13 protein-coding genes and 1 tRNA gene are annotated in these 14,423 nt (G+C 40.7%); 4 read left to right on the top strand and 10 right to left on the bottom strand.

Annotated features, from left to right (window positions below; genetic code table 11):
* Nucleotides 1–11: 11 nt before the first annotated feature.
* Both B9Y69_RS04435 and B9Y69_RS04430 read right to left on the bottom strand, forming a co-directional pair.
* Nucleotides 12–992: a helix-turn-helix transcriptional regulator gene (locus B9Y69_RS04435; RefSeq protein WP_085471763.1), complete on the bottom strand. Its 981-nt coding sequence runs from the start codon at nt 990–992 to the stop codon at nt 12–14.
* 398 nt (nt 993–1,390) lie between these two features.
* Nucleotides 1,391–2,236 (bottom strand): EamA family transporter, encoded by an 846-nt coding sequence (locus B9Y69_RS04430; protein WP_085471762.1) that lies wholly within the window; start codon nt 2,234–2,236, stop codon nt 1,391–1,393.
* A 388-nt stretch (nt 2,237–2,624) separates the two neighbouring features.
* Between B9Y69_RS04430 and B9Y69_RS04425 the strand changes: the two genes are divergently transcribed.
* The gene (locus B9Y69_RS04425; RefSeq protein WP_085471761.1) at nt 2,625–3,602 is read left to right on the top strand and encodes a hypothetical protein; all 978 of its coding nucleotides are present in this window, start codon (nt 2,625–2,627) and stop codon (nt 3,600–3,602) included.
* A 36-nt stretch (nt 3,603–3,638) separates the two neighbouring features.
* On the opposite strand, the gene clpB is transcribed toward B9Y69_RS04425, so the two are convergent.
* The gene (gene clpB / locus B9Y69_RS04420; protein WP_085471760.1) at nt 3,639–6,230 is read right to left on the bottom strand and encodes an ATP-dependent chaperone ClpB; all 2,592 of its coding nucleotides are present in this window, start codon (nt 6,228–6,230) and stop codon (nt 3,639–3,641) included.
* Between the two features lie 426 nt (nt 6,231–6,656).
* On the opposite strand from clpB, the gene B9Y69_RS04415 reads away from it, so the two are divergent.
* A tRNA-Thr gene (locus B9Y69_RS04415) sits at nt 6,657–6,729 on the top strand.
* Nucleotides 6,730–6,838: 109 nt separating this feature from the next.
* Entirely contained in the window at nt 6,839–7,189 is a 351-nt protein-coding gene (locus tag B9Y69_RS04410) for a bleomycin resistance protein (RefSeq protein ID WP_085471759.1), read from the top strand.
* Nucleotides 7,190–7,652: 463 nt separating this feature from the next.
* Here B9Y69_RS04410 and B9Y69_RS04405 read toward each other — a convergent pair whose 3' ends face one another.
* From B9Y69_RS04405 to B9Y69_RS04395, 3 genes are all read right to left on the bottom strand, one after another.
* Nucleotides 7,653–8,408: an SDR family oxidoreductase gene (locus tag B9Y69_RS04405; protein ID WP_085471758.1), complete on the bottom strand. Its 756-nt coding sequence runs from the start codon at nt 8,406–8,408 to the stop codon at nt 7,653–7,655.
* 86 nt (nt 8,409–8,494) lie between these two features.
* Nucleotides 8,495–8,869 (bottom strand): helix-turn-helix domain-containing protein, encoded by a 375-nt coding sequence (locus B9Y69_RS04400; protein WP_085471757.1) that lies wholly within the window; start codon nt 8,867–8,869, stop codon nt 8,495–8,497.
* Nucleotides 8,870–9,223: 354 nt separating this feature from the next.
* Nucleotides 9,224–9,928: an LOG family protein gene (locus B9Y69_RS04395; RefSeq protein WP_085471756.1), complete on the bottom strand. Its 705-nt coding sequence runs from the start codon at nt 9,926–9,928 to the stop codon at nt 9,224–9,226.
* A gap of 160 nt (nt 9,929–10,088) precedes the next feature.
* Between B9Y69_RS04395 and recR the strand changes: the two genes are divergently transcribed.
* Nucleotides 10,089–10,712, top strand: a complete 624-nt coding sequence (gene recR, locus B9Y69_RS04390) for a recombination mediator RecR (protein WP_085471755.1) — start codon at nt 10,089–10,091, stop codon at nt 10,710–10,712.
* A gap of 36 nt (nt 10,713–10,748) precedes the next feature.
* Here recR and B9Y69_RS04385 read toward each other — a convergent pair whose 3' ends face one another.
* From B9Y69_RS04385 to B9Y69_RS04370, 4 genes are all read right to left on the bottom strand, one after another.
* Nucleotides 10,749–11,957: an MDR family MFS transporter gene (locus B9Y69_RS04385; RefSeq protein WP_085471754.1), complete on the bottom strand. Its 1,209-nt coding sequence runs from the start codon at nt 11,955–11,957 to the stop codon at nt 10,749–10,751.
* 18 nt (nt 11,958–11,975) lie between these two features.
* A complete protein-coding gene (locus B9Y69_RS04380; RefSeq protein WP_085471753.1) occupies nt 11,976–12,932 on the bottom strand; it encodes a bifunctional metallophosphatase/5'-nucleotidase in 957 nt (318 codons plus the stop codon).
* Nucleotides 12,907–13,656, bottom strand: a complete 750-nt coding sequence (locus B9Y69_RS04375; protein WP_234991093.1) for a 5'-nucleotidase C-terminal domain-containing protein — start codon at nt 13,654–13,656, stop codon at nt 12,907–12,909. The genes B9Y69_RS04380 and B9Y69_RS04375 overlap by 26 nt, the downstream gene beginning before the upstream one ends.
* 104 nt (nt 13,657–13,760) lie before the next feature.
* Nucleotides 13,761–14,375: a deoxynucleoside kinase gene (locus B9Y69_RS04370; protein ID WP_085471752.1), complete on the bottom strand. Its 615-nt coding sequence runs from the start codon at nt 14,373–14,375 to the stop codon at nt 13,761–13,763.
* Nucleotides 14,376–14,423 lie beyond the last annotated feature (48 nt).

Raw genomic sequence — 14,423 nt, 5'->3', positions numbered from 1 at the left:
GTCTCTTTAGATTATAAAAGGTTACTATACTCTTTTGGCAATATCCCAAATCTATTTTTAAATAAGGATGTTAGGTGTGACGGATCAGCGAAATCTAGTCTATGGGCCACCTCTGCTATGGTGTACTGTGGATCTTCGAGCAGCTCACGAGCAAGAGTTAGCTTATTATCCATAAAAAAGGAACTCGGAGACATGCCTGTTACCTTCAGGTAAAGACGTTTAAATTTAGTCTCTGACATGTTTGCATCTTTAGCGAGAACACTGATACCCGGAAAGGGATTTTCTAATTGTTCGAGTAGGTAAGATTGAGCAGCCAATATGGCTTTGATATCTGTATTATCGACTTTCTGAATAAGGACATCTCGATTCAATCCCTGATCGATACAGCTTGCCAATAGAAAATAGACACTAGCCTGTAAAAAAACATCAAAGGAAATAGCGTTGGGATCTCGTCGCTGCAGGTCATGGATCACCTGCCAGGCGTGGTTGTCCATACGATCATACCGTACAATTGTATTATACGCATCATCAAATAGGTGATCTAATACATCTGTAAAAATATGAGAACGCGTTAGGTATTCTTTCAAAAAGCTTTTCCGAACGAACAAACTTAAGTTAAAGGTCTTGGTGCCTGCTTTGACCGAGTAGTCAACATCAAGAGCACTATCCAGGATTGCCAAATTAAACTTCCATCTCCCCATGGGACGTGCCGTTTCACCTAAAATGTGTAAAGATTCACCTTCATTTAAGTTAAAATAAATACCCACAAAATCATGGTTACGATTTCTTAGCTTGTAACAGACATCCTGTTGATAGGTCATGTCGGCCAGCATTACCGTAATATGGGGACTCACGGAGGTGACATAATGACTACCCGTATAAACCTCTCTCGGTACGATAAAACGACCGTTCACAACCTCTCCATCCAGTTGCTGAACCATATGGTCTACCCAGTCGGTCTCCACGCCAAATGAATGCGTTATTTCTTTCATCTTAGTTGACAGTTAAATCATTCTGAAAACAGGTATTACCAGACTTTTGTTCAGGCAACTTAATACTTTTTTTTGGGAAGAAATGATTTTGATCCTTAGCTTATAGTATAAAGTCTGTTGTTGGCCTTTTACTACCTGTTTGCACACTACTTTTGTAACGTAAATAATGCACAAATTGATACAAACGAATAATAACAATGAAAATTAAAAGCATCAGAAAACTCGTTACCAATATCGTAACAGCGCTTGAGCGTTAATTTGTTGCAGTAAAATCTTAACATTTTTCAGCTGTTTTAGTACGTTCATAACTAACAATCCCTTTACTAAAACAAGAAACCTCCATCTATACGCTATATGTAAAGATGGAGGTTTATATTTTACGTCAATTAAGTCAAGTTTTACCCCGCTTCGTTACGGCTGAAAAGTGTAGTCCCCATACTGGCTAATACGACACAGGCAATCGAAGTCCATTGCAAGGGTGTAAGTTGCTCTTGTAAGAAGATCAAGCCCGAGAAAGCAGCAAAAGCAGGATGTAAACTCGTTAAGACGCTAAAAGTTTTTGCCGGAATATTTTTTAATGCCACAAAATCCAGGGTAAAGGGGAGGGCACTGGAAAGGATCGCGATTCCAAGACCTTGAAGAAGTATAATGGGGGTTACATGAAAAATGGCGCCATCCCATAATGCAAAGGGGAAAATAATAGCCGCTGCAACCAACATACCTGTTGTCACAGCATCTCTGCCTTTCATTACTTTGGATATTTTACCACCTATTATAATATAGAGAGCCCAAAACGCGCCCGCTAAGAATGCTAAAAACAAGCCCAATAAGTCAAGGTGATCGTTTTGCCACGGTACAATCAGTAGGATCCCGAGGCAGGCGAGCATAGCCCATAGAACATCAAGCCACTTGCGAGATAGGGCTAGTGCGAGGAATAAAGGGCCCACAAACTCAATTGTTACGCCGAGTCCAAGGGGAATTCGTTGGATTGCCATGTAGAAAATAAGATTCATCGCTGCGATACCAAGACCATACAAAAAGCAATAAAGCCATTGCTTGCGTGTAAACTGACTTAATTTTGGACGATTGATCAATGTTAAAATAATGGCTGATATACCGATACGTAAAGCGCTGGTTGCCACAGCCCCAACTACCGGAAACATTCGCTTAGCGATAGATGCTCCACCTTGAACACAGATCATAGATAGCAGCGCCGCAGGAACTGCCATTTTAGTTTTTTTCATACTTAACTTCCCACAAAAAACGTCCTGGGTTGGGGATTCCGACAGAGGGCATTTTTGAAGGTGCAAAATTACATATTTAATACCGCTCACCGCAATATTTTTTTCTAGCCATCTACTTTTTAGATCTCTTTCAGCTCACGTTAATATAACCTTGTATAAAAATGTGTCTTATTTCACTTTCTTTCTACCTTATTGTGGTTCGAAGTAGAAATAAAATACCGCTACTTTGTCGTATAGATTATTCGTAATCCATACTAAATCTTGTCTTAATACCTGTCAAAGGTGCATCTCTGTAGGGTGCACCTTTTTCGTCTACTAAGACTAAAAATTAATATTTTCATAATAGAAATTACAGTAGCTTTGTAGCTTACTCGTTTATTGAACTATTATGAAAAGGAAAAATACCCGTTGGCTTGTGCTAACCGTGTGTGGTTTGTTTTTGGCAGTAAATGGTGCGCAGGCACAATTCGGAGATCTGCTAAACAAAGCTAGTAAAGCCGTTACCTCAAAAGCAGCGAAATCTTTTGGCGTAGACAAGTTGTTAAAAGAGCCGGAAGCAATTTCTACGAGCTTCGAAGATGTGAATAGAAAAGGGGAGGAACGTCCTTCATTTCATAATGACGCGACCTATAAACCGTTGGACCAGCTGACAAAAAATGGTGCAGATGGATTTGTCTTGGCTGCTGGACATTTTGAAATGACGGCAAAAAGCTATTGTCTTAAGGCGGGAACATACGCGCCTTCTTCCGGGGATGGGTATATGTACGCGCCAACAGAAGGAAAAAAGAAGGATATTGTAATTGCAATCTTAAAAAGTGCAGAAAAACATCCGGAAGTAGAGCAAACGGATATACAGATGCTCTTATGGACCATTATTGCGCGTACTAAATTTATTGATTATTCGGGACCTGTGAAGGAGACGGCATTAAAATTATTAACGCCACAACAAATTTTGCAACTTGAAAATGGTGCGTTGGGTATTCTTCCTTTTGATATTGTGGAAAAAGCAAAAGGTGAAATGCCGGCTTTCATGCGTACTATTTTTGAAGCAGAGAATAATATCAGACAACTCGTGTCTTCGGGCAACTACTCTTATGCTGAGTTTGAGCAGTACGCTATTTTAGCGGGGATGGCAGAAGTACGGAGTGATGTGCCTAGTGGAGTATGGACGTTACATCCCGATGGTTACTATGTGCGTTACTTTCCAAGCGGATTTTCTCGGACAAAAGTTCAGGTATATGTTCCGGAAGAATTGATCGCCACGAAGGGAAATAAACCGCTTGTTTATGATGCTACGAATGATGTAGCATGCCCTGCAAATACAGGATCACAGCGATTGGCTATTACCAATGAAAAAGCTGAATAAAAAAAAGAGGCGCTAATAGGTAGCGCCTCTTTTTTTTTATTTATTCAAGAATACAAACTGGCCGTCAAAGACATCCAGTTTAATATGGGCATCTCGTGATACTTTTCCAGAAAGGATTTCCTTGGAAAGCTCATTTAAGATACGCTTCTGAATCACACGTTTTAAAGGACGTGCTCCATACACCGGATCGTAGCCCAATTGTGCCAACCAGTCTAATGCTTCATCACTCGCTTCAATCTGGATATTCTGTTCAGCGAGCTGTTGCTGCACATGCTTAAACTGCATTTTAACAATGTCACCAATCTCATGGCGACTTAATGGGGTGAACATAATCACTTCATCAATCCTGTTCAAGAACTCCGGACGGATCGATTTCTGTAATAGATCGAATACTTCATCCTTTGTTTTGGCTACAACTTCATCGTGGTTGGCTTCCGTTAAATGCGAGAAGTTTTCCTGGATGATATGTGACCCCGTATTCGACGTCATGATAATAATGGTGTTCTTAAAGTTCACAACGCGACCTTTATTATCTGTTAAATGTCCATCGTCCAATACCTGTAACAAGATATTGAAAACATCCGGATGCGCCTTTTCAATTTCATCGAGTAAAACCACCGAATAGGGTCTCCGCCGTACCGCCTCTGTGAGTTGTCCACCTTCATCATATCCAACATATCCTGGAGGGGCACCAATCAAGCGGGAGACTGCGTGGCGCTCCTGGTATTCAGACATATCAATACGCACTAAAGCGTGCTCATCATCGAATAAGAATTCGGCTAAGGCTTTCGCAAGTTCGGTCTTACCAACTCCCGTTGTCCCCAAGAAGATAAAGGACCCTATTGGACGTTTCGCATCACTCAGTCCTGCACGAGAACGTCGGATCGCATCCGAAATCGCTTCGATCGCCTCATTTTGGCCCGCAACACGTTTATGTAGCTCATCTTCCAGATGCAGTAGCTTTTCGCGTTCCGATTGCACCATCTTGCTCACGGGGATACCTGTCCATTTGGATACCACATCAGCAATATCATCGGAGGTAACCTCTTCCTTGAGCATACGGCTGCTATCTTGTTTTTCTTCCAACTCTGCTTTTAGCTTCTCTACAGTATCTTGTGCTTCTTTTATCTTTCCATAGCGCAGCTCGGCCACTTTACCGTAATCACCCGCACGTTCCGCTTGGTCGGCTTCCAACTTATAGTTTTCAATATTTTGGATCTCTTGGTTTACACGATCTACCAAAGATTTCTCCGACTGCCAAGCTGCTTTTAAAGAGTCGCGTTCGCTCGATAAGTTTGCAATAGTCTCAGATAGCTCACTGACTTTCTTTTCGTCGTTCTCACGCTTGATCGCTTCGCGTTCAATTTCTAACTGCATAATTCGTCGGTCCAGTTCATCAACAGATTCTGGGACAGAATCCATTTCCAAACGGAGTTTAGACGCAGCCTCATCAATTAAGTCAATCGCCTTATCCGGAAGAAAACGATCGGTAATATAACGTTGTGATAACTCTACAGCTGCAATAATAGACTCATCGAGAATACGCACTTTGTGATGTGTTTCATAACGCTCTTTCAGACCCCGGAGAATGGATATCGCATCTTGCGTATCAGGCTCTTCCACCATTACCTTTTGGAAGCGGCGTTCGAGCGCCTTATCTTTTTCGAAATACTTTTGGTATTCATTCAACGTTGTGGCACCGATAGCACGCAATTCTCCACGCGCCAAAGCAGGCTTTAGTATGTTCGCTGCGTCCATAGCGCCCTCTCCGCCTCCGGCACCTACCAGGGTGTGGATCTCATCAATAAATAGAATGATCTCCCCATCACTATCCGCAACCTCCTTGACGACCGCTTTTAGACGTTCCTCAAATTCGCCTTTATATTTTGCTCCCGCAATTAGCGCCCCCATATCAAGCGAAAACACAGTTTTACTCTTTAGGTTTTCTGGCGCATCACCCTTTATTATACGGTGCGCGATGCCTTCGGCAATCGCCGTTTTACCAACACCTGGCTCCCCCACTAGGATCGGGTTATTCTTGGTGCGGCGTGATAAGATCTGCATCACGCGGCGGATTTCTTCATCTCGACCAATAACCGGATCAAGCTTGCCTGACTCCGCAAATTCATTGAGGTTACGCGCGTATTTGCCAAGGGCATTATACGTCGCTTCTGCATTCTGATCCGTTACGCGGTTGTTACCACGAAGTTCCTTGATCGCTGCTTTAAGATGCTTCTCCGTAACGCCTTGATCTTTTAGCAACTGCGCTGTTTTGTCGCCTCCCGAAAGTAAAGCCAAAAGCAAATGCTCAATGGAGATAAACTCGTCGTTGAATTCCTTGAGATAGCTTTGTGCTTTTTGCAGTACTGAACTCGTCGCATTGCTTAGATATACATTGCTGCCGCTGACTTTTGGTAAGGACTGAATTTGCACATCATTTTCTGCTTTGATAAAGTTTAAGTTTGCATTCAGTTTTTTTAGTAAGTGACTGATAATATTGTCATCTACCTCTAGTAATGCTTTTAATATATGTGCAGGTTCGATCGCTTGCTGTTGATTTCCAGCCGCAATCTCCGAGGCTTTCTGAATAGCCTCTTGTGCTTTTATGGTATAATTATTAAAATTCATATTATGTTTTTCGTTATAGTTTTGTTCTTGAATACGCTAGCTATATAACAATTAAAATACCTTTTTGATTTTTTTATTGATAATCGGAATTTTTGACAGTTAAGATGTAGGTTGTGGAGACATTTTGACATTTTTTGTGTACAATGAATAACGCAGAAGTGTTAGCCACAACCTAGCTAAATTCGACGGATCCTTTGGGTAGGTAACGTACTATATGTAGTGTAGGAGGGGTAAACTGCTCACTATGGGTATATGATTACCTTTTGAGATATCGAAAAATAAATCACACATTGATGGGTTGCTATTTTTTTTCTTTGATTGTCAAATGATTACTGTTTAGGAGTCGAAAAAACAAGAAATGGGTTTGGAATTTAACGTTCGGATACTGATATTTGCATCATCAAACGGGGAATACTCGTGAGAAAAGCCTCCTTAGCTCAGCTGGTAGAGCAACTGACTTGTAATCAGTAGGTCATTGGTTCGATTCCGATAGGAGGCTCAACAAAAAACGGTTCTTAATATAAGAACCGTTTTTTTGTTTTAGATAGATCCTGATTTCTTTGTTGGCTCGATCTTTTCAGCAAAAGATTTATATTTAGGTAAAAAAAATGCTAACGAACGTAATTCCTAAATTACCAATGCGGAACATAACCGCTACAAAAGAATTTTATATTAATAAACTGGGGTTCAGTGAAATTTCAGATTACGGAGACTATTTGTTAATAGGTAAAGATAATATTGAACTCCATTTTTTCACCTTTAAAGAACTTGATCCAAAAGCAAATTATGGACAAGTGTATATCAGAACAAGCGATATCGACACACTTTATGAAACGCTCTTGTTTAATAAAGTCTCGATTCATCCAAACGGACAATTAGCAATTAAACCTTGGGGGCAAAAAGAGTTTTCGTTACTTGATCCTGATAGCAATTTGGTAACCTTTGGTCAAGAGTGGTAATACTATCCATAAAATAGAAATTCTGTACAAAACAAACATACTTTGAACAAGATCTAGAGCGCCTTATCGGTTGACAAATTAACCTGGAATACGATACATGAACTAAATAAGCGGCTTATCTTTATAAGCCGCTTTTAGTAATATGCGCTACGAGTAGATGACCGAGTAACCAACATGGACCAAAACCACCTTGAGAATAAGGGTTTATCCTAAACGTGGAGATGTTTGGACTAGCAGAGCTAGACGTCCAATTAAATACATTATAGTCGTTTTGATAAAGGTCGTAAAACACTATACCGGCAATTGCCAAACAAGATAGATACAGAACTAGTACTAAAAGTTTTCGGGTCTGCTCATATAAAGCTCGCTGCTTGCCCTTGTCACTTTTGACTGTTCCAATAGACCGTTTCAAACATAAGCCCGATGAATTGTGACTCTTTGCGTTCGAAGGCATGATATCTTGCTATCTCGTCGTATAACCTCCATTGGCAAAAATGGTCTGTCCTGTAATCCACCAACCATCGGTTACAAGGAATTCAACAAGAGGCGCAATATCCCTGATGTCGGTCAAGCCACCAAGATCGGACGCCTGTTTGTGATAAGCCACCGCCTCATCGCTTTCCTGCCCATAGAAGAAAGGAGTGTCCATTGGTCCTGGCGCAACCGCCGTCACTGAAATACCACGTGGACCAAACTCTTTAGATGCGGCTCTGGTAAAGTGCTCTACCGGGGCTTTGGATCCGGCATAAGTGGCGTAATAGCCTGTGAACGCCGCCAGCAAGGAGGTTACAATCGTGTTAATCTTACCATTGTTGTTTAGTTTCTTTCCAGCTTCCTGAATAAAGAAGTAGGCTACTTTAGCATTAATATCAGTCATGCTATCGTATTCTTCTTCAGAGGTGTCGGCGAATGGTTTTTTTAATACTTTACCTACCGTATTGATGGCGATATCGATTCCTCCAAATCTGTCAATTGTTGCATCAAAGAATTTAGTGATGTTTTTTACATGGGTGAGATCTGCTTGGAAGAGAAAGGCTTCTCCACCTGTTTGCAGAATATCTGCCAGTGTTTTTTCAGCCTCATCTCTTGTACTCTCACTGTTGTAGTGGATCGCTACTTTTGCTCCCTTAGCGGCAAAATTGCGACTCAATAAACCTCCCAGATTTTTCGCACCGCCTGCAATTAATACTACTTTTCCATTTAAATCGTTTCTTGTCATATCCTTTTGTTTTAACTGGTTACATTAGGTAACACACAAAGATGACAAGTCGGGAATTATAAATCGTGGTGAACTTTTCGGAACTTTTACTTTTTCAGGTTTCTAAACTGTCCTGGGGTTTGCCCAGTAAATTTCTTAAAGAATTTTGAAAAATTAGAGGGATCGTAAGTGAGTATCTTTGCGATTTCAGAGATGGATTTGTCTGTTTCAGATAACATCTTTTTTGCCGCTTCAATTATTTTGGAATCATAAAAATGACAAGGATGTCGCCCCATTTCTTTTTGAATGGTATCGGTAAGATGCTTATGGGAGACAAAAAGCTCGCTCGCTATCTGATTAATTTCCTTGAATTCGTCTACACGACCTGACACAACATCGTCAATATGTTTATCAAGAAATTGGAAATAGGATTCCGTGATTTCACTTCCTCTCTTAATTTTGAATTGTTCCGTTGTACACATGAATCTGATTAAGTTTGTCTATGATAGAATTCTTTATTGTGTATGTCGTTTAGATAAATTGGACATTTTTTTAACACCTGCTTTCTAAGTATAAAGCTAATATATTTTTGTTGTAGTAATCATCTTTTCGCCTGTTTACAATTTAACTTTTAATGTATTCTAGCCAGAGGATTTTCTCTTATATCGCTTTTTTGCCGACTTTTAGTTCCCTAGTTTATCCCAAAATGCAGTATAATCTATATGCTGAAATCGCGGATCAGTGTGATGATTGGACAGCTACGCATAATGTTTAATTGGTAGTAACACAACCTCATAAAAAATCCCGATAGTGGATAACCATCGGGATTTTCATGTTTAAAAGTTCGGTTTCAGCAGATACTTATCGTAGAATCTAAAGATGTGTTCCGTAGCCTCTTCAGCGGTATCGACCAAGCGATACAATTTCAGATCTTCTTCCGAGATATAAGCATTCCCGAGCATCGTCTGTTCCACCCAATCAAAAAGCCCCTTCCAATACTCCGTACCCACAAGAACAATAGGGAAACGTGCAATTTTACCTGTTTGAATCAATGTAATAGCTTCAAAAAGCTCATCCATCGTACCAAATCCACCCGGCATCACGATATACCCCTGCGAATATTTCATGAACATCACCTTTCTGACGAAGAAGTAGTTAAATTCAAGAAGCTTATCTCTATCAATATATTTATTATGGAATTGCTCAAAAGGAAGTTCAATGTTTAGTCCAACAGACTTTCCGCCCGCTTCATATGCACCTTTATTTGCCGCTTCCATAATTCCTGGCCCACCGCCAGAAATTACACCATAGCCTTTTTCGGCTAGCAGGCGTGCAATTTCTACCGCTAGGTTATAATACTTATGATCAGTCTTCGTCCTCGCGGAGCCGAAGATCGACACACAAGGCCCAATCTTAGCCAATTTTTCGAAACCATCCACAAACTCTGACATCATCTTGAATATCTGCCAAGAGTCCTTTACTTTTATTTCTTGCCACGTTTTGTTCGCAAACGAATTTCTAATTTTATCCTCTTTCGCCATATCTTATTTTTTTAATCAATCGTAACCATTCACTGCGTCTTGTTCCTGCAAAAACTAGGAAATGTGAAACATACCAAGATATAAAAATTAATAATATTTGCGCCATACAATTCATGCATTTTATAAAAAAAATATACGTTTAGTTTGTATTTTTGTTGTCATGAATTTTTCGTCGCGACTTTTAGAACAGGCAGTAGATGAGTTTGGCCGTTTACCAGGGGTAGGGAAGAAGACTGCGCTACGATTGGTATTGCATCTACTGAAGCAACCCGATGCTGAGGTCGCTCGATTAACCGGCGCCCTAACGACATTGAAAGAACAGATCAAGTACTGCCAAGCTTGCTTTAATATGGCTGATCACGATCTGTGTGAAGTGTGTAGCAGTACCAAAAGAGACCAACAAACGATCTGTGTAGTAGAAGATACACGGGATGTTATGGCGATAGAAAACACCAACCAGTATCAAGGTGTATACCACGTTTTAGGCGGATTAATATCACCTATGGATGGCGTTGGTCCTTCCGATTTGAAAATTGAAGCATTAGTAGATCGATTGAAAAATAATGAAATCAAAGAAGTTATTCTAGCGCTCAGTGCCACCATGGAAGGTGATACCACCATATTTTACTTATACCGTAAACTAAAAGATTTCAACATACCGATTACGACTATTGCGCGCGGTATTTCCTTTGGCGGAGAGCTCGAATATGTGGATGAAGTTACACTCGGTCGGTCTATAGCTACTCGTGTTCCATACGAACGAGAGGGGATCAAGCAACCCTAGCCACTTGTGCCTGCGCCTGCGTTCCAGATATTCCGATTACATTTTCTTTAAGATCCACGAAAATCCCATACTCGTAAAAAGTAGAACAAGTGCTGTTCCGTACCACAAAGTCTGGTACCCATAATGTTCCGCAACGTACGTACCTAGATAAGGCGAAAAGATATTCGCGGCAGCGAAAGCAAGCGAATTAAATCCCATATACGCACCTTGGGTATTGAATGTAGCGCGTGAAGCACTGATTGTTGCTGTAAAAGGCAATGTCAACATTTCTCCAGTAGAAAGAATAAACATCGCTAAATAAAGCCATGCAAGACCAAATGGCGCATTCAACATGAGATAGGATAATCCGGCAATCGCGGTGCCATAGATCATTACCTGGCGTGGTGTAAAACGACGTTCTACGCCGTGCACCAAAATCATTTCAAACAGTACAATAACAAAGCCACTAAAACCTAATAACAGACCAATAGCACCTTCGCTCATTCCACGATCCTCTTTATAGAATAGTGGTAAGGTGCTAAGCAGCTGAAAAAAAGCCATAGAAAAAAGGCAACAGAAAATATTGAAAACAATAAAGGGCGGATCGAGATAAGCGTTTCGATCTTTCTTTTCATATTCTTTATCCTCCGGAATATTCAGCGTTTTGATTTTGTTTCGTGGAATCCGGTTTCTAAAAAAGTAAACAAATACAATAGCTGCTGCGAAAGCCGCTATTGCGTTTCCATAGAAAATCCAATCGTATGAAAAGCTAGCTAAAAAACCGCCGAGTGCCGGACCAATAGAAAAGCCTAAGTTGACCGCCATTCTATTTAGAGAATAGGCTTTGGTCAAGTTCTCCGGTTTTGCGTAACGAGCAACAGCGACCGAGTTAGCAGGCCTAAAGGTATCGGCGATCAGTGTTAATATAAAAATCATGAGCGCCAGCCCTTCAAAAGTTTTGAAGTTAGGCAACACCAGAAATAAAGGCACCACGAGAATTAAGCTGACAGCTTGTACCCTAAAGTTACCCAGTTTGTCGGTCAGCCAGCCACCAAGCCACGATCCACAGACCGAGCCTAAACCAAAGCAGCCCAATACAATTCCTACTTGAGATTTGCTGAAGTTCAACTCCGACGACATATACATACTCAAGAACGGAATAACCATAGAGCCTGTACGGTTAATCAACATAACAATGGCAAGCAACCAAGCTTCCTTCGATAAACCTTTGTACGAATTGATGTAGAGTTGAATGATTCTTTTCAAGAGACTGTCGTGTTTGTATTATGCCATAACTTGTTTATCGTAGCGTTGGTCAACGGTGTAGTTGCGCGCTAAAATTTGTTTCTTTCCTGTATTTTTATTGAGAATGACATCAAGGCGTCCCAATCGGATTCCTGCAAAACCAACTTGATGGATCACCACTTCATGTCCATCTAGATCTTCTACCCGTGCTGGCTCATCCAAGAAAGTATGCGTATGCCCGCCCAAAATGATATCCACATGCCGTATTTGCGCAGCTAACTTCAAATCCGATATTTTATCATCATCATATTTATAGCCTAGATGCGATAAACAGATCACTAGATCACATTTTTTGTCCTCTTTAAGCATTTTCGCGATTCGGTTTACAACGGGTATCGGATCAAGATATTTCATCCCTTCATAACTCTTGGGGTCGACCAACCCTTCAATATCAATTCCGACGCCTGTAAGACCTATACGGATACCATTTTTATTGATAATCGTATAGTCTTTCGTCTTTCCCTCCAATAGTGTGCCACGAAAATCGTAGTTCGCCGTTAAAAAAGGAAAAGTGGCTTTACCGAGGTATTTTACCAAACCCGCAATTCCATTATCAAATTCATGATTTCCAAAAGTGCCGGCTTCGTAACCTAATTTGGACATTAATTCCAACTCCAGCTTACCTCCAAACATATTGAAATACGGCGTTCCCTGGAACATATCACCGCTATCCACTAGCAATACACTTTTCTCCTCGCCTCTAATTTTCTGAATAAGAGCGCTGCGACGTGCTACACCACCCATGCCCGCATAACGCGAGCCGTCCAGTGGGAAAGGCTCAATGCGGCTATGTACGTCGTTGGTATGAAGGATTGTCAATCTAAAATCTCCTTTCGCTGTCGCAAAAGCGGGGAGTGTCCCCACCACAGAGGCTGCCCCCAATAGGAGGGATCTTTTAATAAAACCTCTTCTATTCAATAATGCGAACTCTTCCATCAATAGTAGCTTGTATGTGTTTACCTTGTTTTGTTAATTCAGAAACATATTCCATCAGTGATTCGCGAATACGTTGTGTATAATCTTTGCGATCTAGCACTTGGTCCAAGAAATCGACATAGTCACCACCATTCGCAAGGTAATCGTAGGTCACTAATTTATAGGTTTGATTTGGATCTATAGGTTTTCCTTGTACCAAAAACTCCTTTACTTTTTTGTTTTCAATCAGTAGTTTAATCCCACTTGCAGGCTGGCCACCAGTCCGTGCCATATAATCAGCCCATCGAAGCATATCCTTACCTGATAAGGTCAATACCGTCACGGAATTTTCAAAAGGCATTATTTCGAAAATATTTCCTACCGTAATATTTCCAGCTTTCAGATCTGATCGTATGCCTCCTTTTGTCGCAAAAGAAACCTGCACTGCAGGATCCAGTTGTTGGCCTTTCCAAAGGAGAGCATCGGTAAAGAAATTAGCTGCCAGACTTTCCGCCTCTCTTGTTTTTGTAAGATGCGCGTCCGAAAAACCGATTACTCGATTCATCTCGGATTCCAACTGTATTTTATACGGTGAATAATACTTAACAATGGCACTGTCGATGGAGTAGTTGGCATCAATTTGATAGTACTGAACCTTGTTTACGGTTGGTTGTAGCTGTGTTTTACAGGAAACCAGTAAAGCCGCAGAAACAAGGAATGATGCCCAGCGTATAGAACTTCCCATGTTTTTGAATTTTGAGAACAAAATTAGATAAATTTATTAGATAAGCAATGCTGCTAACAATTCCTTAAAGCAAGAAAGCGGATCCTGTAAGACCCGCTTTCTTGTTAAAATAGACCGAACATCTCGGCTTCTATCTTTTCAATTATTTTACCCAGGTCTTCGGGTTTGTTTGCAAAATCTAAATTATCCTTATCCAACACCAAAAGTTTGCCTTCGGTGTACCCACCAATCCACTTGTCATACTTATCATTCAATTTGGATAAATAATCTAGTCGAATAGCCGATTCATAATCGCGACCACGTTTCTGAATGTTATTGACGAGGGTAGGTACCGAGGCCTTTAAATAAATCAGCAAATCGGGTGGTTTAATGTAGTTTACGATCGTATGAAACATATTACTATAGTTCTCAAAATCACGCGCGCTCATCAACCCCATATCGTATAAGTTTTCTGCGAAAATATACGCATCTTCATAAATCGTACGATCCTGAATCATGTTGATTCCTTGCTGTTGCAGGTCGACAATATGTCGAAACCGACTGTTTAAAAAGAATATTTGCAAATTAAACGCCCAGCGTTTCATATCGCTATAGAAATCTTCTAGATAAGGATTATTGTCTACCGCCTCAAATTGTGGTTCAAAATTGAGGTGACGCGCAAGCATCTCCGTCAAGGTTGTTTTTCCAGCTCCAATATTACCAACAATGGCTATATGCATATACGTTTCTTCTTAAGAATCAAAAAAATACTGATAACTCCTTTAAAA

Origin of the sequence: Sphingobacterium psychroaquaticum (genome assembly GCF_900177625.1) — a bacterium.
In the GTDB taxonomy this organism is placed as follows: domain Bacteria; phylum Bacteroidota; class Bacteroidia; order Sphingobacteriales; family Sphingobacteriaceae; genus Sphingobacterium; species Sphingobacterium psychroaquaticum.
Note: the sequence above shows the minus strand (reverse complement) of the source record. Positions and strands in the feature narration are given on the sequence as shown.

Excerpts from the sequence above, each read along its gene's own strand:
- B9Y69_RS04435 (WP_085471763.1), bottom strand. The coding sequence starts at position 992 with ATGAAAGAAATAACGCATTCATTTGGCGTGGAGACCGACTGGGTAGAC.
- B9Y69_RS04430 (WP_085471762.1), bottom strand. The coding sequence starts at position 2,236 with ATGAAAAAAACTAAAATGGCAGTTCCTGCGGCGCTGCTATCTATGATC.
- B9Y69_RS04425 (WP_085471761.1), top strand. The coding sequence starts at position 2,625 with ATGAAAAGGAAAAATACCCGTTGGCTTGTGCTAACCGTGTGTGGTTTG.
- clpB (WP_085471760.1), bottom strand. The coding sequence starts at position 6,230 with ATGAATTTTAATAATTATACCATAAAAGCACAAGAGGCTATTCAGAAA.
- B9Y69_RS04410 (WP_085471759.1), top strand. The coding sequence starts at position 6,839 with ATGCTAACGAACGTAATTCCTAAATTACCAATGCGGAACATAACCGCT.
- B9Y69_RS04405 (WP_085471758.1), bottom strand. The coding sequence starts at position 8,408 with ATGACAAGAAACGATTTAAATGGAAAAGTAGTATTAATTGCAGGCGGT.
- B9Y69_RS04400 (WP_085471757.1), bottom strand. The coding sequence starts at position 8,869 with ATGTGTACAACGGAACAATTCAAAATTAAGAGAGGAAGTGAAATCACG.
- B9Y69_RS04395 (WP_085471756.1), bottom strand. The coding sequence starts at position 9,928 with ATGGCGAAAGAGGATAAAATTAGAAATTCGTTTGCGAACAAAACGTGG.
- recR (WP_085471755.1), top strand. The coding sequence starts at position 10,089 with ATGAATTTTTCGTCGCGACTTTTAGAACAGGCAGTAGATGAGTTTGGC.
- B9Y69_RS04380 (WP_085471753.1), bottom strand. The coding sequence starts at position 12,932 with ATGGAAGAGTTCGCATTATTGAATAGAAGAGGTTTTATTAAAAGATCC.
- B9Y69_RS04375 (WP_234991093.1), bottom strand. The coding sequence starts at position 13,656 with ATGGGAAGTTCTATACGCTGGGCATCATTCCTTGTTTCTGCGGCTTTA.
- B9Y69_RS04370 (WP_085471752.1), bottom strand. The coding sequence starts at position 14,375 with ATGCATATAGCCATTGTTGGTAATATTGGAGCTGGAAAAACAACCTTG.